General features: G+C 28.9%; 25 protein-coding genes. 1 reads left to right on the forward strand and 24 read right to left on the reverse strand.

What is annotated here, in order from left to right:
* Window positions 1-120 precede the first annotated feature (120 nt).
* The 3 genes from EII29_RS00865 to EII29_RS00875 form a co-directional block, all read right to left on the reverse strand.
* A complete protein-coding gene (locus EII29_RS00865) occupies window positions 121-2,025 on the reverse strand; it encodes a fructose-specific PTS transporter subunit EIIC (protein WP_125235650.1) in 1,905 nt (634 codons plus the stop codon).
* A gap of 4 nt (window positions 2,026-2,029) precedes the next feature.
* The gene (gene pfkB / locus EII29_RS00870) at window positions 2,030-2,947 is read right to left on the reverse strand and encodes a 1-phosphofructokinase (RefSeq protein WP_125235651.1); all 918 of its coding nucleotides are present in this window, start codon (window positions 2,945-2,947) and stop codon (window positions 2,030-2,032) included.
* Window positions 2,948-3,051: 104 nt separating this feature from the next.
* On the reverse strand, window positions 3,052-3,786 hold the full coding sequence (locus tag EII29_RS00875) for a DeoR/GlpR family DNA-binding transcription regulator (RefSeq protein ID WP_125235652.1): 735 nt from the start codon (window positions 3,784-3,786) through the stop codon (window positions 3,052-3,054).
* A 469-nt stretch (window positions 3,787-4,255) separates the two neighbouring features.
* Between EII29_RS00875 and EII29_RS00880 the strand changes: the two genes are divergently transcribed.
* Entirely contained in the window at window positions 4,256-5,380 is a 1,125-nt protein-coding gene (locus EII29_RS00880; protein WP_125235653.1) for a S1C family serine protease, read from the forward strand.
* A 1,019-nt stretch (window positions 5,381-6,399) separates the two neighbouring features.
* Here the strand turns inward: EII29_RS00880 and EII29_RS00885 are convergent.
* From EII29_RS00885 to EII29_RS00985, 21 genes are all read right to left on the reverse strand, one after another.
* The gene (locus EII29_RS00885; protein WP_125235654.1) at window positions 6,400-6,711 is read right to left on the reverse strand and encodes a hypothetical protein; all 312 of its coding nucleotides are present in this window, start codon (window positions 6,709-6,711) and stop codon (window positions 6,400-6,402) included.
* A 361-nt stretch (window positions 6,712-7,072) separates the two neighbouring features.
* A complete protein-coding gene (locus EII29_RS00890; RefSeq protein WP_125235655.1) occupies window positions 7,073-7,870 on the reverse strand; it encodes a hypothetical protein in 798 nt (265 codons plus the stop codon).
* A 390-nt stretch (window positions 7,871-8,260) separates the two neighbouring features.
* Window positions 8,261-8,923 (reverse strand): peptidylprolyl isomerase, encoded by a 663-nt coding sequence (locus EII29_RS00895; RefSeq protein WP_125235656.1) that lies wholly within the window; start codon window positions 8,921-8,923, stop codon window positions 8,261-8,263.
* A gap of 24 nt (window positions 8,924-8,947) precedes the next feature.
* The gene (locus EII29_RS00900) at window positions 8,948-9,295 is read right to left on the reverse strand and encodes a hypothetical protein (protein ID WP_125235657.1); all 348 of its coding nucleotides are present in this window, start codon (window positions 9,293-9,295) and stop codon (window positions 8,948-8,950) included.
* Window positions 9,296-9,401: 106 nt separating this feature from the next.
* On the reverse strand, window positions 9,402-10,175 hold the full coding sequence (locus EII29_RS00905) for an ABC-2 family transporter protein (RefSeq protein WP_125235658.1): 774 nt from the start codon (window positions 10,173-10,175) through the stop codon (window positions 9,402-9,404).
* Window positions 10,176-10,177: 2 nt separating this feature from the next.
* Window positions 10,178-10,963, reverse strand: a complete 786-nt coding sequence (locus EII29_RS00910) for an ABC-2 family transporter protein (RefSeq protein ID WP_125235659.1) — start codon at window positions 10,961-10,963, stop codon at window positions 10,178-10,180.
* Window positions 10,960-11,985, reverse strand: a complete 1,026-nt coding sequence (locus EII29_RS00915; protein ID WP_233573211.1) for an ATP-binding cassette domain-containing protein — start codon at window positions 11,983-11,985, stop codon at window positions 10,960-10,962. The genes EII29_RS00910 and EII29_RS00915 overlap by 4 nt, the downstream gene beginning before the upstream one ends.
* Window positions 11,986-12,017: 32 nt before the next feature.
* Window positions 12,018-12,941 (reverse strand): manganese-dependent inorganic pyrophosphatase, encoded by a 924-nt coding sequence (locus EII29_RS00920; RefSeq protein WP_125235660.1) that lies wholly within the window; start codon window positions 12,939-12,941, stop codon window positions 12,018-12,020.
* Between the two features lie 678 nt (window positions 12,942-13,619).
* Complete coding sequence (locus EII29_RS00925; RefSeq protein WP_125235661.1) at window positions 13,620-14,456, reverse strand: diacylglycerol kinase; 837 nt, start codon at window positions 14,454-14,456, stop codon at window positions 13,620-13,622.
* A gap of 39 nt (window positions 14,457-14,495) precedes the next feature.
* Window positions 14,496-14,960, reverse strand: coding sequence for an rRNA maturation RNase YbeY (gene ybeY, locus EII29_RS00930; protein WP_125235662.1), 465 nt, complete (start codon window positions 14,958-14,960; stop codon window positions 14,496-14,498).
* Entirely contained in the window at window positions 14,947-17,013 is a 2,067-nt protein-coding gene (locus EII29_RS00935; protein ID WP_125235663.1) for an HD family phosphohydrolase, read from the reverse strand. The genes ybeY and EII29_RS00935 overlap by 14 nt, the downstream gene beginning before the upstream one ends.
* A 13-nt stretch (window positions 17,014-17,026) precedes the next feature.
* Window positions 17,027-19,489: a helicase C-terminal domain-containing protein gene (locus EII29_RS00940; protein WP_125235664.1), complete on the reverse strand. Its 2,463-nt coding sequence runs from the start codon at window positions 19,487-19,489 to the stop codon at window positions 17,027-17,029.
* A 387-nt stretch (window positions 19,490-19,876) separates the two neighbouring features.
* Window positions 19,877-20,143, reverse strand: coding sequence for a 30S ribosomal protein S20 (rpsT, locus tag EII29_RS00945; RefSeq protein WP_125235665.1), 267 nt, complete (start codon window positions 20,141-20,143; stop codon window positions 19,877-19,879).
* A 123-nt stretch (window positions 20,144-20,266) separates the two neighbouring features.
* A complete protein-coding gene (locus EII29_RS00950) occupies window positions 20,267-20,809 on the reverse strand; it encodes a Gx transporter family protein (protein ID WP_125235666.1) in 543 nt (180 codons plus the stop codon).
* Window positions 20,809-21,246, reverse strand: a complete 438-nt coding sequence (locus tag EII29_RS00955) for a NusG domain II-containing protein (protein ID WP_125235667.1) — start codon at window positions 21,244-21,246, stop codon at window positions 20,809-20,811. The genes EII29_RS00950 and EII29_RS00955 overlap by 1 nt, the downstream gene beginning before the upstream one ends.
* The gene (locus tag EII29_RS00960) at window positions 21,209-22,357 is read right to left on the reverse strand and encodes an FAD:protein FMN transferase (protein ID WP_125235668.1); all 1,149 of its coding nucleotides are present in this window, start codon (window positions 22,355-22,357) and stop codon (window positions 21,209-21,211) included. Before EII29_RS00960 ends, EII29_RS00955 begins: the two co-directional genes overlap by 38 nt.
* 16 nt (window positions 22,358-22,373) lie before the next feature.
* Entirely contained in the window at window positions 22,374-22,700 is a 327-nt protein-coding gene (locus EII29_RS00965) for a (Fe-S)-binding protein (RefSeq protein ID WP_199725996.1), read from the reverse strand.
* Entirely contained in the window at window positions 22,700-22,885 is a 186-nt protein-coding gene (locus EII29_RS00970; RefSeq protein ID WP_125235669.1) for a hypothetical protein, read from the reverse strand. Before EII29_RS00970 ends, EII29_RS00965 begins: the two co-directional genes overlap by 1 nt.
* Complete coding sequence (locus EII29_RS00975; protein ID WP_125235670.1) at window positions 22,886-23,458, reverse strand: electron transport complex protein RnfA; 573 nt, start codon at window positions 23,456-23,458, stop codon at window positions 22,886-22,888. It abuts the gene before it with no gap.
* A 1-nt stretch (window position 23,459) separates the two neighbouring features.
* Window positions 23,460-24,116, reverse strand: a complete 657-nt coding sequence (gene rsxE, locus EII29_RS00980; RefSeq protein ID WP_125235671.1) for an electron transport complex subunit RsxE — start codon at window positions 24,114-24,116, stop codon at window positions 23,460-23,462.
* A complete protein-coding gene (locus EII29_RS00985) occupies window positions 24,113-24,646 on the reverse strand; it encodes an FMN-binding protein (protein WP_125235672.1) in 534 nt (177 codons plus the stop codon). Before EII29_RS00985 ends, rsxE begins: the two co-directional genes overlap by 4 nt.
* Window position 24,647: the final 1 nt, after the last annotated feature.

A 24,647-nucleotide genomic window follows, 5' to 3' on the forward strand; every position in this document is an offset into this window, starting at 1 on the left:
AAGAAAAAACACCCTTTTTATGAAACAAAGTTATTTTCATTAGTATTTTAGAGTGTTCTTCTTATTTTTCAATTATTCATATTTTTTATTAATTTAACAATTAAATAATTTTATTTTAAATTATTTTTCTTTTACTTTTCTTTTTAATAATCCCAAAAATATTGCTGATGCTAAGCTTCCTATAACTATTGCTAAAAGATACATTATAAAATTGTTACTCAATGCCATTACAAGTATTCCTCCATGAGGAGCAGGTATTTTAATACTGAATAACATTGTCAATCCTCCTGCTATTGCCGAACCTACAACATTGGCAGGGATTACTCTTCCCGGATCCGCCGCTGCATAAGGTATTGCTCCTTCTGTAATAAATGAAAGTCCCATTACATAGTTAGTCAATCCCGCTTCTCTTTCCTGCTCTGTAAATTTATTTTTGAACAATGATGAAGCTATTGCTATTGCCAATGGCGGAACCATTCCTCCTGCCATAACCGCTGCCATTGCTTCACTTCCTCCTGAATTTATAGTTGTTGCAAGAGTTCCTGTTCCGAAAACATAAGCCGCTTTATTTATAGGTCCTCCCATATCCACAGCCATCATTCCTCCCAATATAAGTCCCAGAAGTACTTTACTTGAACCGCTCATAGAAGCAAGATAAGTGTTCATTCCATTATTTATTATAGATACAACAGGATTTAATACAAGAACCATTGCCACTCCTACAATAAGTACCGATAATACAGGATAAAGAAGTATCATTTTCAATCCGCTCACTGATTTAGGTAATCCTTTTAGTGCTTGAATTAAAAATTTGACAATATATCCTGCCAGTATTCCTCCTGCTATTGCTCCTAAAAACCCTGAACCTCCTGCACTTGCCAATGCTCCTGCTACAAGTCCGGCCGTCAATGCCGCTCTGTCTCCTATACTGAAAGCTATATATCCTCCCAAAATTGGTACGAATAGACCAAATGCAGCTCCTCCTATTGTCATTAGCATTTTCGCCATGTAAGATTTTGAACCGTAATCAGAACCTGCATTCCCGTTTCCTGTAAGCGTATCAGCTAAAAATGCCAATGCTATCAATATACCTCCACTTATTACAAGAGGAAGCATATACGATACTCCGCTCATAAGATGTTTGTAAAAGCCTGTTTTCTCATTAGTTTTTGACCTACTTTCTTCTATAGGTGAAGCGATGTATTTAGGAAGATCCCCATCAAGAACTTTCTGAATAAGTCCTTTAGCATTGTTTATCCCTTCTCTTGCTCCTACTTTTATTAAAGGTTTTCCGTTAAATCTTTCCGTTTCTATATTTCTATCCACTGCAAGGATAACCCCTTTAGCATTATTTATATCATCTGCTGTAAGCTCATTTTTTCTTCCGTCTGTTCCGTTTGTTTCTACTTTTATTTTAACTCCCATTTCAGCTGCAGCTTTTTTTAAAGCTTCTTCAGCCATATATGTATGGGCTATACCCGTAGGACATGCCGTTGCTGCAACTATATAAACTTCATTTCCATTTATAGAATTTCCCGCTGTCTTTTCATTTTTTTGAGCTTCCAGCTTTTCTGTTTCCTTTTTATTTATTATTTCCAATACTTCTTCAGCACTCCCTGCTTTTTCAAGACTTGTTTTGAAATCATCGTCTAATAACAACTGTGTCAATCTTGCCAAGGTTTCAATATGTGTATTGTCAGCTCCCGCAGGAGCAGCTATCATAAAAAATAATTTTGACGATTCTCCATCCATTGAGCCGTATTCTATTCCTTTTGAACTTCTTCCCATTGCAAGAGCGGGCTTTTTTACATACTCTGTTTTTGCGTGAGGTATTGCAATTCCTTCCTCAAGTGCAGTAGAGCTTTGTTCTTCCCTTGCATTCAAAGCTTCCACATATCCTTCATAATCCAATAAAATCCCTGTATTATCATGTAATTTCGCTATTTCTCTTATCACATTTCCTTTATCAGTTGATTCTAAATCAAGATTAATTCTTTCTTTTATAAGTAAATCTGAAATTTTCATAATTTTATACACCTTCCTTAGCAATATTTATTTCTTCATATAATTTATAAATTAAATCCTTTTCTGCCAATCCGTAAGAATATGCGGTTGCACTTCCGGCAGCTACTGCAAGTCGGAACGAGTCTTCTATCGACATTCCTTTTACATATCCCGCTATAAACCCTGCTACCATGGAATCTCCTGCACCTATTGAATTTATCAGCACCCCTTGAGGTACAGAGGCTTCCATTACAAATTCTCCGTTTACGAATAATGCCCCTTCACCACCACGTGAAATAATTACATTTTTGACTCCTCTTTCCAAAAAAAACGAACATTTTTTTACAATTTCTTCTTTTGTTTCCAATTTTTCATTGAACATATCCCTAAGCTCATGTATATTCGGTTTAATGAAAAAGTTATTATATATATTATCCTGTAGCAGATTACCTCGCGTATCAAGTACAATTTCCACATCTGCTTCTATATTTTCTGAAAGCTCCTTATATATTTTTTTACTTATCATTTCAGGGATACTTCCTGATAAAACTAATATATCGCCATTTTTTAACTGTAAAAGCTTTTCAGCAAGTTCTTTTCGATTTTTTTCCGTAATTTCAGGAGAAACACCGTTTATTTCAGTTTCTTTGTCATTACCGTTCACTTTTACATTAATTCTCGTATTTCCGTCAATTTCTACAAATTCGGATTTTATCCCGTCATTTTTTAAATCTTTTATTATGAAATCTCCTGTAAATCCGGCGATATATCCTACTGCTGTTGATTCCACACCAAGATTTTTAAGAACTTTGGATACATTAATTCCTTTTCCTCCTGCTCTGAAATTTACTTTATCTGCAAGGTTTAAATGCTCCGTTTTCAGCTCTTTATTAATATACACATCATAATCAAGAGCGGGATTTAAAGTTAATGTATAAATCATATTTCCTCCCTTTCTTATTAATATTTTCAAATATATGACTTCAAAGAAGTTTTTGACAATTTTCCAAGGCATATCTTTTCCAATAGTCATATATTTTAATCATATTAATAAAAATATTTTTTATATCTATTATTTTTTTTAATAGTTTGTTTAGTCGTTACTATTTTACAGTCTTTCAAATCAGAAAATTTTACATTTGAAATTTTATCAAATTTTTCTTTATCCGCCAGAACATATTTTTCACGAGATAATTCAATTACTCTTTTTTTTAAAATAGCTTCATTTATCTCAGGAGTGGTAAATCCATTTTCTATATTTATTCCGTTCACTCCCACAAAACATTTTTCAAATCTGTATTTATTCAGTGAAGCAAGAGCTTCAACTCCTACTACCGCCTTTGTGGACTGCTTTATTTCTCCCCCAAGCATAATAGTCTTAATGTTATATTTTAGCAGTTCTTCAATATGCATAAGTCCGTTTGTCACAACCGTAATATTCATATTTTTTAATTTTTCAATCACATAAAATACTGTTGTTCCTGCATCTAAATATATGAAGTCCCCCTGTTTGAGAATTTTTGATACTTTTTCGGCTATTTCCTTTTTTTCGTTTACATTTTCTTTAAATCTGTCTTTTACTTCAACATCAAAATTCAAATTTTTATGCTGACACACTCCTCCTTTTATTTTCAGAAGAAGCCCTTTTGAATACATTTTTTCCACATCTCTTCTGATTGTTGACGAGGAAACGTCCATTATCCTGTCCAGATCTTGATAGGAGAGTCTTCCCCTTTTATTAAGCTCTGATATTATTTTTTCAAATCTGTCTATTTCCAGCATATCTTACTTCCTCTTTTTTATTTTTTATATCCTTATAATATACTTTATTTTTTTCAAAGTCAATCATTTTTTTCATTTTTTTTCAATTTTTTTTATTTTTTTTCACAAAAATATAAATTGATATATATTTTTTATTTTAGTATTTAAATTATAAATACAATTTTTACATGTTTTTATTTAAAATTATTTTACATTATTTCTAAACTTCCTTTGACATTAAAAATTTTTCCAAGAAAATATGAGATTGCATTGCTTGAAAAACTGCTGCATGAACATAGTGAGTTTACTTTTTTAAAAGTATAATGAGTATTTAAATTTGAAGTTGGTATAAGAAAATATGAAGGTGATGATAAGTATTCATAAAAAAATTCTCATTCAAAGGAATAATTTATTAAATTTCTATCGAATTTCTAATAAATTAAGAATACAATTATTTAAATAAAATAATTAAAAATAAGGAGATATATTTATGAAATTGAAAAAAATTTTAGCAACTTCTTTTTTACTTGCTGCTCTCAGCTTAAACGGAGAAATTGTAAATAAGAGTACTTCCGGAGAGGCTGCAGAAAAAGCTTCTTTTTCTTCGGTTAACTCATCTAATGATATATATAGAGTTCAAGATGCATTTTCAAATGTATATGAAAAAAGTAAAGATTCTATAGTCAATATAAGAACGAAAAAAACAATTATTGTTAATACTTACAATCCTCTTGAGGAACTTCTTTTCGGTACTTCAGGGCGTAGACAGATAAAAAAGGAATCAGGAAGTCTCGGTTCGGGATTTATTATTTCAGATAACGGTTATGTAATGACAAATAACCATGTTATTGATGGTGCCAATGAGATATTTGTAAAACTCTCTGACGGAAATGAATATTCTGCTAAACTTGTGGGAAGTTCCCCTGAAATAGATATTGCAATATTAAAAATCAACTCTAATAAAAAATTTATTCCATTAAGATTTGCAAACTCTGACAGTATAAAAATCGGACACTGGGCTATTGCCTTCGGAAATCCCTTAGGGCTTAACAGTTCTATGACAGTAGGAGTAATAGGAGCGTTAGGAAGAAGTTCATTAGGAATTGAGCAGATAGAAAACTTTATTCAGACAGATGCTGCGATAAATCAAGGAAATAGTGGAGGTCCTCTTTTAGATATTAACGGAAATGTCATCGGTGTAAATACGGCCATTTTCTCTACAACGGGAGGAAGTATAGGAATAGGATTTGCAATACCTTCAAATCTTGCACAAAATGTAAAAGACTCTATTATAAGAACCGGAAGATTTGAACGTCCTTATTTAGGTGTTTCAATAGCTGATTTATCTTCACTCTCTGCAGGACAGACAAGACCGCCTTATTCTTACGGAGTATATATAAATAAAGTATTTGAAAATTCACCTGCAGCTAAATACGGTATCCGTGAAAAAGATATAATTCTTGAACTTAATAATAAAAGGATTTTATCTGCAAGTTCATTTATAGGTGAACTTGCTGCAAAAAGAATTGGAGACACTATCAGCCTGAAAATATATTCAAACGGAAAAGAAAAAAATATAAACCTTGTTTTAGAGAAATTTAACAGCCGTAACTGATATAATTGTTTATAACCCTCAATATTATTAATATTTAATAAATTACTCAGTTCACTGATTTATGTAAACCTCAATAGCTTAAATAAGCTATTGAGGTTTATTAATAAGAAGCTATTAATATAATAATAAGAAACCCTGTTAATTTAAAAATCAAATCAGTAGATGGCTAAACTTAACATATTATACTTCAGTATGTTCAAGGGTTGTTTTATAAACTCAAAAATATATTGGTCTATATATTTTATACATTTTATTATTTTTGGCTCAAAATAACTCTTCTAGTTTTTTATATCTGAATTTATTTATTGTTTTATTTTAACGAAGTATTATATAATTTCTTAAAAATATATATGGAAAAATAAAAGTGTACGTACAGTTTTCAACTATTTTATTATTTTCCAGTTTTTTATATTTTTTTCTTTAATATTAAAAACACACTTACTATACCTGATATTGTAGCTTCTTTTATTATAAACTCACGTAAATTCATATAAATTTTATGGAATATGCCATAAAATAAAAATTTTGTTATAAAACACCTAAAAAATAAGTTTCTATTAAATAAAAAATTTTTTCTATTTTTGTCTCTCGTTTTAAAAAGAATATTTTTTACATAAATAATGTGAACAAGGAAAAAGAAATTATTATTCTTATACTCACATAAAAAACCATGTATTTTAATATTATTTTTAATCCTTTATTTATTTTATAATCTTATTAATAATATATAATAGACAGAAAGTTAATATAAATAACAAAATTCTGATAAAAATATATATGTACAATAATCATATTTCTTCTAAAACATAAGATATTAAAGTAAGCATACGAGTAAAAAAGATAAAAGGAAGTAACATAATATCCGATAATAACACAGTATATTAAGAAAATTTTCTTTCTTCAAATATTTGAATATTTTCCCTCCTTTAATCTGTTTATTTTAATTAAAACTCCAAATTTACTTTTATTTTTAAGTTTACTTAACCTTACAATAATAATTAAAAACTGAAAATTCTCTTTTAAATTTTATATTTTATGTAAGTATAGTATAGTTTTTTAAAAACAGATACATAAAAATAAAAAAATATATATATACATCTTTTAGATATACTGTTATTTAATATTTCACCATATTTTTCTTTTAATAATAAAAATGTTATTATTACTACCAAAATTATTATTTCACCATTCATAAATTCATAAAAATTTGCAACAAATTTTTTCAATGTTTCATTAAAATATAAAGTAGGTGCATTAAAATATCTACTAAACGTAAAAATAGATACATAACTTAATATATAAGCTTCTATTAAATAAAAATTCTTTCTCATATTAAACCTCACATTTTATAATAAATATTTTTGTTCCAAATTGATAATTCCTCATCCAATTCTATAATTAGCTGTCATAACTAACAGTACAAATATTACCAGTCGAATATTCAAATAAAATACTAAATATTTTAATATGACTTTTAGTATTTTATTAAGTGAAATATTTTTTACAGTTTTATTTATTATATTTAATAAATAAAATAAAAATATCAGTACCAAAATTTTAACAACTGTATAAGTAAATACCCCAATTATTAACTCAGGCATAAATAATAAAAGCATTAATGAGAAAAAAACATCAAAATATCAGGTAAAAGTAATATATCAAAAAAATTTTCTTTTATTAAAGACTTAAACATTAAAAACCTCCTCCTCTTGTTTGAATCGGGCCTACACTTTTAATAAATAAAAATTTTTCTTTAGAATTTTTTGATATTAACTGTTCCAATGACAATCTCCCTCTATTATTATTTTTATTAGCCAATTCTTTTAAAGATTTATAATTTCTCATTATAAGTTCTCCTAAAGCTAAACTTCCTATACTTTCTCTTAATTTAGGATTGGTCATATCAGTAGGACCGGTTCCATATTTTATCCATAAATCTATATCTAATTTATGCTTTAGTTTATTCACATTTGTTATATCAGAATCCACAGGATAGGAATAATAATTATATGTCCCTATTATTGAAGGATCATAAACGGCTTTATTATTTCCATCTAAAATTACTTCCTCTCCATTTGAACCGACATATTTTTTATTTTTACCATTAAAGTTCAAATACACTGTTCCGTTTCTATATTCTAAATTGTGATAAATAGACTCTGTTTCAGAAACTTTATTCATTTCCATTTTTCCAATTCCGCCTTGTTCAGTTCTATAACTGATTATTATTTTTTTTCCGTCCTCATCCGACTTTCCTTCATATTTTACATCTCTTAAAGCATATTTAGATTGAAAACAATAATAATTAACTTTTTCTCTGTAAGCCTGACTAATTTTATATGTATTCCAATTTACAGTAAATTTACCTTTTCCGTACCACCAATCAATGTTATTCTGTATTTCATCCTCGCTGTATATTCTTCTTTTATTATCATGTGAGACTCTTAAATCCTTATTATAATAATTTGCCCCTTCATTTTCTCCTGTCATTTTTTTCTAGCTTTTCTTTCCGTTTCTTCTCTAATTTCCTGTAAATTTCTTGGCATTTTCCCTCCTTAAGTTTTTATTTGTTTATAAATTTTATAATCTTTCTTTTTCTTTATTATAAAATATTTCCAATCCTTTTTCAAATTTCCGAATTTTAGTGATTTTTTCTCTGCAACTATTGTTTTTACTTTACTTAAAACTTTATTTTTTACTTTAATTTTTTAAATTTAAATTTTCATTTTATAAATATCAATTTATTTTTATATCATTAAATAAAAGTATAAATTTTAATATCCGTTTCTTTAAATATAAAAATGACTCCTAAATCTTTTCAACCTTTACTGTCCGGATTGCCAAATTTTAGAAGTCATATTTTTAAACATTATTTAAGTTTTATTTGCTTTGTTTTAGAGTTGCTTCCCATTGGGAAACTTCATCTGTAAAATAATTCAGAAATTCATCGACTTTTCTTCCCTTTATTTCTATTTCCATAACTTTGTCATTTTCTCTTATAAGTCTTAATACACTTAAATCTTCCCTTGATTTCAGCTCTCCGATTATCGTGTATTTACCGTTTAATTGAGATAACGGAGAAACAGTTATAAAAAATTGACTGCTGTTTGTGTTCGGTCCTGTATTTGCCATTGCCAGCATTCCCGCACTTCCAAATGTAAGCCAATCCACTATTTCATCATTAACAAGGTACCCTGTATTTCCTGTTCCGTTTCCTTCAGGATCTCCTGTCTGAGCTAATACATTATTTATAACCCTGTGAAATGACAATCCGTTATAAAAATTACTTTTAGCTAAAAATACAAAACTCGCCACATTTTGAGGAGCTGCTTCAGGATACAGAAATAATGTAATATCTCCTTTATTTGTTTTTACCACAGCTTCCAGTTCAAACTTCTTCATTTGTTTCTTAAATTTATTATAATCCTTTCTTTCCTGTCTTTCGAGTTTTTTCTCAGCTCTGGTTTTTTTTATTTTTGTTTCTGCATTACCTATATTAAAAAACATCATCATTAAAATTCCAAGTAGCAGTATTTTTCTCATTTTATCAAACCTCTCTCAAAAAATTTAGTTTTTAATTCTTGTTATTACATCTTCAACATCTATTTTATTATTATAGTCAAATTCAAAAATACTAAAATCAAAAACTTCTATTTCAAGATCCATTTTCATTTTTTCCCTTTCAGTAACAAAATTATTATAAACTACGAGAACTAAAGCGGGATTGTCATTTGCATCACGTACATCTACAATATTAATTAGCCGTCCATCTGCAATATTAAATGTATCTCTTATTATTTCATAAGCCTGTTTTTTATTTTTGATTTCTCTATAAAAATTGGTAGCTATCAAAGGTAGTTTTATACCGAATAAAATTTCAGGTTCCTCTCGTTTCTTAAATTTAATTATCGCCATACTTTTTCCTTTAAACTCTTGTTTTATTAATTATACCATATACATGAGTTTTTTTCAATTTTCCTATAAAATTCTATATTTTTTCTATGGATTTTATAATTTTGTCTTAATTGCTTGATTGGTACTTTCTTAAGCCGGCATACCACATTTTGTAAATTATAACGGTAAAAACTGTAACAAAGATAATATACCAGCACATATTCATAACATTTATTCTTCCTCTTATAATGTCCACAGGCAGATTAATGGAAGTCAATGCAGGCAGTATCCACATTAAAAGAATCTGAATCCACTTAGGATAAATTGACGCAGGTCTCGTAGAATTTTCCATTAAAGTTTCAGGTATCCACATAAGTGCCTCTGACTTTTCCTTCCAGAAAGAAACCATAACTACCAGATAGTTAAGTAAAAATATAAACCATATACCTATTAACACACATAAAATATATAACAATATCTGTAATACACTCAGATTCCTTTTTGAAATAATCCAGCTTTGGACAATTATTCCTAATATTATATTGATAATGCTCGGAAAATCCGCTTTGTATAAAGCATAGTACCAGAAAGAATTCAACGGACGTAAAATAATATAATCCAGATTTCCTTCAATTATATTACTGATTAATCCTGAAACTCCCCATACAAATATAAGATTATAACTATACTGTATAATGGAAGCGGTCGTAACTAAACTGAAATAATCCCATTTTGTCCAGCCTAATATATTATCAGTATAACTGAAATAAACCATTCCCGCAAACATTTCTATTATATAAAATAATAGCCCGAATATTACAATGAGTATGGAAGTCGTTCTGTAAATCAGAACTTGCTGTATACTGTTTGCAAGCATTGTCCTATATACTCCTAAATTCATAATTACGCCCCCATTCCTTCATATCTTCTCAATCCTGCTTTAAAAGCCTTTCCATAACATACTTTTAATATTATTCCCCACATAATTACCGAAATAATATAAATCAGCATTTCTTTATGAGAAAAAGCATTTTGAATTGAACGTATTGAAATGTATCCCACTAAGGAAAAAGGATTGTATTTAACTATGTCGTAAATTTTTTCAGGCAGTAAATCCAAAGGAAAATATACCCCTGAAAAAAGTAGATAAACTCCTATCAATATTACGTGAACAGGCCATATGTCAATCAGCCAGAAAGCTACAGTAGACACAAAGGAAATCACATAAAAAAACATTATAAAACATAAAATAACAAATACTATAACTTCCATAAAATACAACGGACTTTTAAAATGTCCCGTAACTCCCTGAAAAACAATAGCCGACAAATATACAAGCATAGGAAAGAAAACTCTTCCTGCAAATGTTGCAAAACTTTCTCCCAGTAGGCTTAAAGGTCTTAAAAGTAAAGTTGTCAATTTGCCTTTATATACTCTTATTCCCAGTTCCCTTATATGTACGAAAGTGAACACATATCCTGTTAAATTTACTAAAACCATATATGTGAGCATCTGATTTCTGTCATAATGTCCCACTTTATCAGCAGATATTGAATTGTATATATTATTCCATATAAAATAAAACATGAATATCGGTACCATTCTTGATATGAAAGCTATAAAAACATTAAATTTATATTGTAATCTTATCGTAATCTGATTTAAAGCTATAATAAAATATTTTTTCATTTTTCTTCCTCCTCCGACTTTATTTCAGAATTTTTATTACTGAATAATCTGAAAATAATGTCTTCTAATTCAGGAGTATTTTCTTTTATGGAAATTATATTTTCCAAATCCAAATTTGAAATTTGACTGTTTTCATTTTTTCTAAAAATTTCAAAAATATTTTTTTCTATTTTTTTCACGATAAAATCACTGCTTTCAAAAGGCAGTTCTTCCTTTTTACTTTCTACAATGTAGCTTTTTCCGTTTACAAATCTTTTTTTCAGCTCTTCAATGGGTAAATCAAAATGTTTTTCACCTTTCAAAATGATAATGACTCTTTCACATAACTTTTCAATATCTTTCATATAATGACTTGTTAAAATAATCGTAGTATTTTCAGTTTTATTAATTTCGGACAGGAAATCGTATACTGCATACTGACTTGTTATGTCGAGTCCTATTGTCGGTTCATCTAAAAATAAAATTTGCGGCTTGTGTATCAATGAGCAGACCAGCTCAAATTTTATCCTTTCTCCAAGGGAAAGCTTTCTTACCGGAATATGTATTTTTTCTTTTAAATTCAATAATTTCAGTAATTTCTCAAGTCGTTCGTTAAATTCGTGCTTGTTTATGTTATAAACCTCTTTCAGCATTTTCAGCGTTTCCATTGGAGGTAAATCCCATATCAGCTGACTTTTCTGTCCTATTACTACACCGATATTTTTCAAATATTCTTTTTCTTTTTTATAAGGATTTGTACCTAAGCAATTCATTTCACCTGATTTTGCTTCCAAAATCCCTGTCATTAACTTTATTAAAGTCGTTTTACCCGCTCCGTTAGGACCGAGTAAGCCGACTATTTCACCTTTATTTATTGATATATCAACATTTATAACAGCTTCAGCCTTTTTATACTTTCTTTTAAAAAAATCTTTTAAAGTACCTTTAAGTCCTGAACTTTTCTCATATGTCTCATACCAGTAATTCAATTTTTCACATTTTATTATTTCTTTTGTTTCCGATTTTTTCATATATATTGACATTATTTCTCCCCTCTTCTGTCAATAATTTTACTTTAGAGGGATTGTATCGCTTTTGTCAGCGGAGGAATAACCTGTTTTTTCCTTGAAACTACTCCTTTCAAAGTTACAAGGCTATTTTCAACTTTAACATTAAAAGCCTTTTCTATTATTCCATTTCCCTCTCCTGCAACTATTCCTATTGAATCATTTGACAGAATATTAGTTATTATAAATAGGAAAAATTTTAATCCGTCTTTTGAAATAATATCGTTCATTTCACTAATTAATTTTTCCTTTTTTTCTAAAAGTTCTGCTTCATTTACAGTATTTACCTGTGCTACTCCTACTTTTACACCATCTATTTCAAATGTTTTCATATCCATATTAATAAGTTCTGCTTCAGATTTTCCTCCTAAAGCAGTTCCTGCCTTAAGCATTTCAAGTCCATATTTCTGAGGATCTACTCCTGCAATTTCTCCAAGTGCTTTTCCCGCTTTTATATCATGCTCAGTGCAAGTAGGTGATTTAAACAACAGTGTATCCGAAATAATAGCACTTAACATAAGTCCGGCTGTTTTTTTTGACGGAACAAGGTTATTTTCCCTGAACAGATTAAGAATAATCGTAGCTGTACATCCTACAGGAGACATTCTCACTGTAAGCGGCTCATCTACATTAAAGTTTGATATTCTGTGATGATCTACAAGTTCTAACACTTTAGCTTCTTCAAATCCGTCAGCTGTCTGTGTTCTCTCGTTGTGATCCACAAGAATAATTTTTTTTCCTGCAACATTTTCTACCAATTCAGGCTTTTCCACTTTAAAATAATCTAATGCAAACTTTGTTTCTTCGTTAATTTCTCCCAGTCTTACAGGTTTTACATCTTTTCCCAACTTCCCTTTTAATTCGGCATAGGCTATTGCCGAGCAGATAGTATCCGTATCCGGATTTTTATGCCCAAAAACTAATATTGACATTATCGTCCCTCCTAATAATATTTTCTTACACTGTGGCATTATTGCCTATAAGTTAAAAATAACACTCAAAATTACGGATAACATTTTTAATTTTAATGATTTCTTGCTGTTAAAAACGTTATTCTTAAAAAATACTGTAAAGTTACATGGAGTATAAAATAAATAAACATTTTTTAACTTAATAAGGCAGAACCGTTATTAATCCAAAATTTTAAATACAAAAATTTTGAATATTAATTTTATTTATAATAATTTTATTATATCAAATTAAATTTTATCCGATTTTTTATTTTAAATACATTTTAATAATAATGCATCCATGATTTTTTTATTTTTAAATATATTTTATAACATATAATTTTTTTATATTTTAATTTAATCAAATTTTTAATTTAATGAAAATATTTCTATAAATTATTATTCTTATAATGTTATAAAATCACATAATATATTATCATAGAAAATCTAATTTATTTTTCCGTTCTGTAAACTTTCGATATAAAAATAAATACTCAAATTTACACAAGCCTCTGATTTTCTTATACATCAGATATTTTTAAAATAAAAATCCTTATAACGAAAAATTTTCGGAAAATCTTCATAAGTTGGATAAACATATTATTCTTGATTTAAAAATTGTTTTTTCATTTATAAAAATATTTCTAAAAAACTTTAAAATTAATTATACAAAATTCCAAAATGTTCCATTATAAACATTATTCCGAATGCAATGGAAAATCCTAAAATACCTCCTGCAAAAACTTCACGGAAACTATGTATTCCTGCTTTTACTCTACTTTGAGCAACCAAAAGAGCCATAAGAAAAACTAATGCCAACACTCTTATATCATTTGTCATAAACATAAGTATACCGAATGTTGCAAAAGCTATTGCACTATGTCCGCTCGGCATTCCTCCTTCAAGAGGAGTGCCCCTTTTATAAAAAGATTTTATTATAATTACTATAATTGCTATAAGAACAATTATAAGTATTGCTATATTACCTTTTCTCCCTGCTATAATATGAAGCTGTTTCTTATTATCCAGTATATTTAAAAGTTTATCATAAAATATGAGATATCCTACACAGAGAGCATTTATCGCAGCTATAAGTACCGCTCCCGCCGCTACATCTTTTGCCAGTTTTGCCAAAGGATGTCTTTCAGGGGAAATCAAATCAACAAGTGCTTCAACAGATGTATTTATGAGTTCTGTAATCATTACAAAAGCTACTGAAATTGAAATTATGAGTATTTCAATTTTACTTGCATTAGTCAATATTGCAAGAATGACTATTATTATTGCCGCCATTATGTGAACTTTCATATGTTTTTCATTTCTTATGGCTTCTGTCAGTCCTTCTATTGCAAAATTAAAACTATCTACAATTCTCCTATCTCTTTCTCTTTCTTTTTTTATATCCCAGTTATAATTTTCATATTTCTTAAAGAAAAAAGTCTTTTTCCTTTTTACTGTTTTTTCCTTCACCTTTAATTCCTCATTATTTTTATCCATAAAATACCTCATCTGTTTGGATTAGTTGTATAAATTTTATCAATTCCTTATATAATGAAATTTTTCAAGTATTTTTTCCTCTTTTTCTCTCATAATTTTCTTATCTTTCTCCTCTATATGGTCATATCCGAGCAAATGTAATATTCCGTGACATAAAACATAGTAAAATTCTCTTTCTTCCGAGTGTCCATACTCTTTTGCCTGATCTTTTACCTTTTCAAGGGAAATTATAATATCTCCGAGTACATTCATCCCGCCTATATTTTCAGTTTCATTGTAAGCAAAAGAAATTACATCTGTTTCGGTATTTTTATTTCTATATTCACTGTTTATTTTTTTTATAATCTCATTATTTGCTATTAATAAGGACAAATAATAATTATTTTTAATATACATTTCTTTATATTCATTTTCAATAACAAATTCGGCAAATTTTTCAATTTTCTCTTCATCGAGATATTCTTCAAGTTTCTTAATTTCATAAGTTATATCACATTCCAACATTATTTTCTCTCCTTCTTGAATTTTCATCAAGTCTCGGATATTTTATCCTTTCATGATAAGCCCCCTGAAGTACATTTAAGAAAGCTTGTATAACTTTTTCTATTTCTCCTAAAGTCAAATCGGAGTTATCAAGCTGATTGTCATCAATTTTGTATCTGATGAGATATCTTATCAAATTTTCGATTCCTTCTCTACTTTTATCTTCTGAAGACCTTACTGCTGCTTCAATGGTATCTGCAAGAAGAATAATCCCCGATTCTTTTGATTTTGGCTTTGGACCGCTATATCTGAAATCGGATTCCAGAACTTCTTCATCATTTTCCAGTGCTTTATAATAGAAAAACTGTACAAGAGTTGTTCCATGATGTTCCAGTATTATATCAAGTATTTCTTTTGGAAGTTTATTCTGCTTTCCTATTATATAACCGTCTTTTGTATGGGATATTATTATTAAAGCACTCAGTGACGGTTTTATAGTATTATGGGGATTTTCCCCTCCTTTCTGATTTTCCACAAAAAACATTGGCCTTTTCATTTTTCCTATATCATGATAATAAGAAGCTACCCTTGCGAATGTGGCATTTGCTCCTATGGCTTCCGCTCCCGCTTCAGCCAGTGCTCCCACCATTATGCTGTGGTGAAAAGTTCCCGGAGCTGTAACTAAAAGTTGTTTCAACAATGTATGGGAAAAATCACTTAATTCCAAAAGTTTAATGTCCGTTAGTATGTCAAATGTATTTTCGAGATAAGGTAAAAGCCCTAAAGAAATCATCCCTGTCAAAATACCTGATAATATTGAAAATATTATCATTACTATAAGGAATGTAAATTCAAGCTGATTTACAAGTCCATAGCTCAATGACATTATTCCCTGAAACATTCCCGTAAATATCCCCAGCTTTACTATATCACTTCTGCTTGTAAGTTTATCCGCTTTATATATTGCCACTAAAGTAACTGCCACAATTACAAGAAACCATGTTTCATCTCTTGAAAGCAATATCATATTAAAAAATGTTAAAGTCAATGCAAAGACTTTATCTCCAAGTATTGTCAATACTATCGGTATCATTGCAAAAGGAAGAAGATATATCATATATTCATCGTTAAATAATGTGACATATAAAATATTTATTATAATAATAGTCAGTAATGAAGGATAAAAAGCCTTTGATTCCACCGTTTTTTTACAGTATTTTTTGAGAATGTAATAAAATAAAGCTCCTATAAGCATAAAAGTTATAATCAGTCCTGCTATTTTCCTTGCTTTATCCTGTCCTCTCACTAGATTTAACTTCTCCAGTTTTTCATAGTCATCACTGTCAATAATTTCACCTTTTTTGACTATTATATCCCCTTTATATATTTTTATTTCTTTATCCTTAAGTGAATCTATATTATCTTCTATTTTTTGAGCTGTCTTTTTCTCATTTATTTTTAAGTTAGGTCTTATAAAATTTCTCAGAAATTTTTTATCAAGCTCGTCTATTTTAATATTGTTTTTACTTACTATAGTATCAAACTCACTTGTATTTACTATTCCTATTTCATAAATCTCTTTTATTATCGTAATAAGATTTACGACATATCCTATACTTTCCCGCTCTATAATCCCTTTAAATTCCTTTACAGTAAGATTGTACCTGTTATCCCTTATAAAATTACTTATACTCTGGTCACTGGATAAATCAACATTTTTTGCATCTCTGAAGAAATTATTTATTCCGACTACTGCTTCATCAGGAACTGAAGAAATTTTATCATATTCAGGAGTTGTATTTTTTATTATTTTGTCTTTAATTCCCTTATCCAAAATATCTATAGTGTAAACTACATCTTTGTATGCTATTATATCTGAAGTTGCTTCACTTCCTATTGTATAATTCGATCCCAGTTTTGAAAGCTCTATAATTACTCCAAAAGAAAAAAATACGATCATTGACCATATAAATCTGTTTATAAATTTTCTGTCAGATATTACCGACAAACTTTCTTTTTTATGCTTTTCTTTTATTTCAAATACAATTTCGCGTCCAAATATATTAAATGTCATTTTTTTCCTCCAATTACTCAGATTCCATTAATTCCAAAATTTTATTTCTACTTTTCTCAATTATATTTTTAGGCAATGATTTTAAAAATTTTTTTCCATAAACTTTTTTTATAATCCTGTTATCTAAAATTGTTATAATACCTGTGTCTTGCTTGCTTCTTATAAGTCTCCCCACTCCTTGCTTGAATTTTATTACAGCTTGAGGTACCTGATAATCGTTAAAAGGATTTTTCCCTTTTTTTCTTGTATTTTCTATAATTGCTTCAGTAACGGGATCATTAGGCACCTTAAAAGGTAATTTCACTATAATTACTGACTTTAACTGTTCTCCCTGAACGTCCACTCCCTCCCAAAAGCTGTCAGTTCCAAATAGAACAGGACTTTTTGATGTTTTAAAAATCTCTATCATTTCATGTCTCGGATAATCATTCTGTTTTATAAGAGTATACTCATTTTTATTAAAATAGAACTTCAGCTTATTATATAAATAGTTCATTGAACTATATGAAGTAAAAAGCAAAAAACAATGTCCATCAGTCTTTTTTATAATTTTTTCTATAAAACGTTCTAGATCAGCTAAAAAATCCATACTATTGGGATCTAAAGTATCATTCGGTATATATACTTTCATCTGTTTTTCGTAATCAAAAGGAGAAGTTATAATTTTTTCCTCGATTTCTTTCTTTTCACTGTTTTTAAGTCCTATACTTTTTTTATAATAATCAAATTTATTATCCACTGCTAGAGTCGCCGATGTGAAAATCATTCTGTTCATTTTATTGAACAAATTTTCTTCAAGGGATTCAGCTATATCAAAAGGAGTGGCATAAAGGCGTATATTTGCTCTGGAAGAATTAATATTTAGCCAGTACACAAAATTTTCATCATCTCCCCGTAATATAAATTCAAAATTTACAAAGTATTGCTTCAGACGTTCAAAATACCTTGTAAAATCAAATATAATACCATTTTCATCTTCCAATTCAAAACTATCTATAAAATTTAAAAATTTTACCGTTTTTCTTAACAATTCTCCGTATTTATCTTTAAAGTCGCTTTTCATATCCATTATTTCAAGCCAGAATTTACTATTTTTTATCTCATCTTTATCTATCCTTCTTTTTATTTCTCCTGTTGTTAATTCCTGTGCAAAAGGATATATTATTTTATCAAAAATTGTGTTACCGTAATCATAAAACTCATTTAAAGATCTAATAACTTCTTCTTTCATATCATCTATTTTTACATATTCTTCCTGTTTCAGATTTTCATTCAAATATACAAGAAGTCTTGTTAATGCTCCTGCATTATTCTGCCCTGTTGCTCTCCTGTTATATATATTACCTGTAAGTCTTCCGAATGTATGTCTTGATACTTCATAAGTAAAATAATTTCTCGCAGTATCTTCTATATTATGGGCTTCATCAAAAACAACAATATCATAATTAGGAAGTATGGAGTATTCCGTATTAAAACCTATTTCATTTCTTATTGACAAATCTGCAAAAAATAAATGATGATTTACTATTAACATATCCGCATTGGCTATTTTTTTTCTTGCTTTAAAAAAATAACAGTCTGAAGAACGACTTGAAGTACACAGGTCAGCTTCACAGTTTACTTGCTCCCATATATAGTTCGGAACTTCATATTTCAGCTCACTTCTATCTCCCGTTTCGGTTATTTCATCCCATTCAAGAATTTTTTTTAATATTCTTTTTTCCCTTTTTTCTTCTTCCGTATCCTTATCACTTTCAAGTGTATTTATATTCTTTAACTTTCTCTTACAGAGATAATTTCCTCTACCTTTTACTATCTCATATATAAAATCTTTTTCAATTATTTTTCTTATTAGAGGTATATCTTTATTTATAAGCTGTTCTTGTAAATTTATCGTATTTGTGGAAATAATAAGTTTCAAATTATTTTCCAGAGCATATAATAAAGTCGGCAATAAATAAGCTATTGTTTTTCCTGTTCCTGTTCCGGCTTCTACAATAAGTTTCTTATTTTCATTTATACATTTTTCAATGTATTTTGACATTTTATATTGCTCTTTACGTGGTTCAAACATCTTTATTTTTTCATGTATTTTCCCATTTTCTCCAAAAAATTCATCTATATTTATTTTAATATATTTTTTCAGAGGAACCATTACATATATTTCATCAACCTCATTATTTACAATATACGAAGCTCCTCCAGATTCTCCATATAGACTTGAAATTTCCACATCTTCATTAGAAGGTATTAATATTCCCGAAGGATGGTTATGTATTATAACTTCATTTTTTCTCATCATATTAAGCAATGCCGCAACAGAATTTCCATTTCCTCTTGCTATCACCTCAACATCAGTAACAAGACCTTTATCATCCGGTATCCCTCTGAAAAAAATTTCATTTCCGCCTGAGTTTTCTATTTCATTTTTAATTATTTCTGCTACTTCGACATTAATAAAATCGGCAATCTTCATTTTTCCTCCTATTAGAAGATTATACTATATATATGATTTTTTTTCAATAAAATAAGCCGCTTTATATACTTTTTAAAAAGTGTACAAAACTTCTGAAAATCACTATCTTAAATTATTTTTTATTCTTTTAGAATCTTCGATATTTAAAATTTTCCTTAAAAAATATTAGATTGTGCCGTTCGGAAAAACTACTGTCTGAACATAATGAGTTTACAATCTCTCAAGTATAATGAATATTTTTGAAGACTAAAAAATGTTGCAATCATTAGAGAGCGTGGGAGTTGCAATGATCCCTTACGAAAAATAAAAAAGACATTCTCACTATTTTGAGTCTGTCTTTATTATTTAATAATTTTAAAAAAATTTTTTTAAAATTAATTATCAGCATTATCCTGCCAATGAATTAACTTTTAATGCAAGTCTTGATTTTTTTCTTGATGCTGTATTTTTTTTAAGAACTCCCTTAGTTACAGCTTTATCTAATTCTTTATAGGCAACCTGTAATGCTGTTTTAGCTTCGTCGACATTTTTAGCTTCAACAGCCGAAAGAACTTTTTTTACAAATGTTTTAACTCTACTTTTTATAGCTTGATTTCTATTTGCATTTCTTTCACCAATGAAAATTCTTTTTTTAGATGATTTTGAATGTGCCATTTCATCCTCCTTTCAAATATCATTCTTTATATTTATGAATATTGCTCTATAACTTACGTATATGCAAAATTACCAAAGTATATTAACATTTTTTCCTATAAAAATCAAGTAATTTCATATTATTTATAAAAAACTTTTTATTTCCATACGCTCCATGACTTCATTTGCAACATATCCGACAATTCCTCCTGTCACTATTGTAATAAGAAACATAAACGGCAGATAACTTAGAAAAAATAAATCTGTTTTGTAAATAAAAGAAGCTGCTATTATCTGTCCTAATATATGAAAATTTGCTCCTACAATACTTACTCCGATTACTGAAAGCTTACTGTATTTTTTTGCAAATCCAACTGCACAAATTGAAAGTAGCATTCCCGACAGAGAAAAAAGAAAATTTATTCCAAATCCGTTTCTTAATATTCCCACGACAATTACTCTTATAATACCCAGTTTCACTCCATCTTTTACTCCATATGTGTAAACGACTGTCATTGTCACTATATTTACCAGACCTAATTTTATTCCCGGTATAAAAATAGGAATTACTATGATTGACTCTATTATTTGCAGTACTATTCCAAGACTCAGAAACATTGAAAGTTGAAGTACTTTTTTTAATTGTTTTTTTTCTTTTCCCAAGTATTTTATCTGTTTGTTTTCCATTAGCGTACCTCCACGTCGATATCACTATCGATAGAATTTTTGCCGCTATTTTTTACTGTTATTGTCACTTTATTAGGCTGACATATAATAGGTCTTGTACTATCATCTGTAAAACCTACAAGTGAACAGTAATGATAAGGAGAACTTTCTTTTATTACAGCAACTTTTTTATTTTTCACTTCAATTATAAGAGTTCCGAGTAATAACGGATAGTCTTTTTTTTTCATAATTATAACTTGATTTTTATTCAAATCGAGAGTCATTATTTCTTTCCCTGAATACCGAACTTCTGCTCGATTCCCTTTAGTATCCGTAAATATTATTTTAAATAAAAAAAGAAAAACTGAAATTGAAATTATAAATAGTATATACAAAATATCATATTTATTTATGTTTTTTTTATTCTTTAAAATTATATTTAACATAATTTTCTCCATTTATAAGCCTTTCGGTATTCTTTATTTCACCGTTTTTAAATGCCCATATTGCATCTATATTTCCCATATTTTTGACAAGTTTTTCCCCTTCTTCATAAGAAAGCAAAAACAATGCTGTAGACATAAAATCTGCAAAAGCTGAATTTTCAGTTATTACAGTCACTGAAGCAAACTCTCCTCCCGGTTTCAACTTTTTTAAATCTATGACATGACCGTAAATTTCTCCTTTATATACAAAATATCTCTGATAATTCCCTGTAGTGACCACCGACATATCTTTTGCCGCAATTTTTGCAATATATTCTCCTTTTTTATAGGGATTATTGTTATCAAGCTCGGTATTTCCATAAATAGGAGATGTTATTCCTATACAAAACTCTTCTCTGCATTTTTTCAAATCGGAAATTTTATTTTCTTTTTTTGGAACTTTTCTTTTTCCTATTATTCGTACGTTCCCCCCTGCAGATATTATAAAAGAAGTTATTCCCATTTTTTTCATTTTTTCAGCTACAAATTCGACTGCATATCCCTTTGCTACAGCTCCTACATTGATTTTCATGCACTTTTCCTTTAGAAATACGGTCTCTTCCTTTTTATTTATTACAATATTATTAATATCAGTGCATTTTGAAGCTTCTTTTAACTTTTCCTCTAAAGGTAAAGTATTTTCATTTCTTTTTTCCCAAAGATCTATTATAGAACCTGCTGCTATATTTACAGAATTGCTTACTTCTCTGTACATTCTTATGGATTCTTCGAGTAAATTTATTATATCCTTATCAACTTTTATCGCTTTTATCCCTGCATTATCATTTATTGTTTTTAAATTATTTATTCCGTCATAACTTTTATAAATAGTATACAGCTTATCGAACCTTTTCATTTCTTTCTCATAAACAGAGACATTTTTTTTGAATTCCTCTTCACTTTGAGCATACCCTGTAAGAATATGTGTAGTATCGAATAATTCGTCAACTGTTTCCGTATACAGTTTTTCTTTTTTATCCGAGCAATTTGAAAATAGGGCTAATATAAATACTAGAAGCCCTATATTTCTAAGTTTAAGGATTACTATATTTTTTTTTATGAAAGTTTTTATGTACTTTATCATATGTGCTCCTATATTTTTAATTCACTTCAACTTTAATAATTTCTCCATTATTTCCCGGTGTATTTTCAAGATACTCCTTTATTTCTTCTCTTATTGCAGGTTTCATAGGTCTACACTGTTTTAAGGATTTTATTTCTCCATTCAGTATACCTTCCGCAAAACCACTACATCCCGGATATCCACACGCACCGCAGTTGAATTTCGGTAGCATTTCATTTAACTTTGTCAATCGTTCATCAACTTTTACCTGTAAATATTTATCCGCTATCCCTAAAAGAAGTCCTAAAATTGCTCCTATTATTCCTAAAACAAGCATTGCTACTACCATAGCCCTTATATCCATTAATTTTTCTCCTTTCTGTCGGGATGATGCCCACATGAAAATTGCCTGCAACCTTTGCATCCAACTTTACTTATCAGATTTTCACACCCCTCAGGTTTAGGTGTATTTTTATTTAATATATAAGTCAGTATAAATATTCCTACAAGGAATAATACCCATAATAAAGGTGCCAATTCTATTCCCATTTATACCACTCCCGCAAATCCAAGCATAATCATTGCCATTATCGCTGCTGTAATCAGTGAAATAGGATTACCTTTAAAATGTTTTACTGTAGTTGCCAGTTCCAACCTTTCTCTGATTGTGGCAAATATAAGCATCACTAGCATAAAACCTATAGGTACTCCTATGGAATTCACTATCATCTGAGAAAAATTGTATCCCTCTCTTATATTCAGCAATGCAGTTCCAAGCACAGCACAATTTGTAGTAATTAAAGGTAAATAAACTCCCAGTGCTTTATACAATGGAGGAGAAAACTTCTTTATCACCATTTCAACAAATTGGACAAGAGAAGCTATAACAAGTATGAATGTTATTAAGTCAAGATACTCCATATTATAAGGAACTAATACTTTATAATAAATCCCATATGTTATAATAGATGAAGAAAATATTACAAAAATTACTGCAAGACTCATTCCAAAAGCTGATTTAAGACTTTTGGAAACCCCAAGAAATGGGCAAACTCCCAGATATTTTGTAAGAATTATGTTATTAATCAGAACAGCTGATATAAATAAAGTAAACAGTTCCATTTTATTTCACCTGCCCTTTTTTCTTAGTATCTTTTTTTACAGGTTTATTTTTATATATGTTGAACAATCCTGCCAATAATCCGAAACTCAAAAATGCTCCTGCTCCCGATGTAAAAAATGATGCTCCGTAATTTTTGAACATTGATATCTGAAATACTATTTTTTCACTATCAAATAAACTCTTCAACTGTAATTCTCCTGTTCCGAGTATTTCTCTGAAAGCAGACATCGCAATCAAACTTATTCCAAAACCGATACTTACTCCTATAGCATCCATAAATGAATCAGTTACCGTATTTTTGCTGGCAAAAGCTTCAGCTCTTCCCAAAACTATACAGTTTACTACTATAAGTGCAAGAAAAACTCCTAATGATTCATATACTGGTAAAGCATAAGCATTTAACATCATTTCACAGAATTTTACAGCTGTTGCAATAACTACTATATATACAGGTATTCTTATCTGATCAGGAACAATTTTCCTCATTGCCGAAATTATCGTATTTGTTATTATAAGGACTACTGTAAAAGCTGCTGTCATACCTACTGCATTTGTCAGTGAATTTGTTGTAGCAAGTATGGGACAGGTTCCAAGAAACATTACAAATACAGGATTTTCTTTTATTATTCCTGATTTTATCAGTTCAATTTTTTTCATTTTCTGTCCTCCTTCTTGTAATTTTTTTCAAAATGAGCAACTGCTTCCTTTATACCTTTATCAAGACCTTTGGAAGTTACTGTAGCCCCACTTATACCGTCAATATCATCGGAAACTGATTTTTCCGTAAACTGACTTTTGTATACCTCCTCATCCATTTTTGTTCCAAAGCCCGGGGTTTCATTATGTTCCAGTGAATTAAATGCCTTGTATTTCCCTTCTGGTGTTATAGCAAGTAAAAATCTTATTTTTCCTCCGTAACCTTTAGTTTTTACACTATATACATATCCTGAAACTTTCCCGTTTTCCTCTGCTTTAAATATTGTTTCTATAATTTTTGAATCTTTAGGAGCCTCTTCTTCACTAAATTCGGTATTTTTATTGAACATCACTTCAAGTTTTTTATTCTGTTTGGCTATATTTGCATTTTTTATTGTTTCTTTAGTTAAGGAGTTTGTTATTGAGAGGACAAATGCCGAAACTATACTGACAATTGCTAGAAATAAACTTAAATATAAAGACTTTTTCATA

It is taken from the genome of Leptotrichia sp. OH3620_COT-345 (assembly GCF_003932895.1).
In the GTDB taxonomy this organism is placed as follows: domain Bacteria; phylum Fusobacteriota; class Fusobacteriia; order Fusobacteriales; family Leptotrichiaceae; genus Pseudoleptotrichia.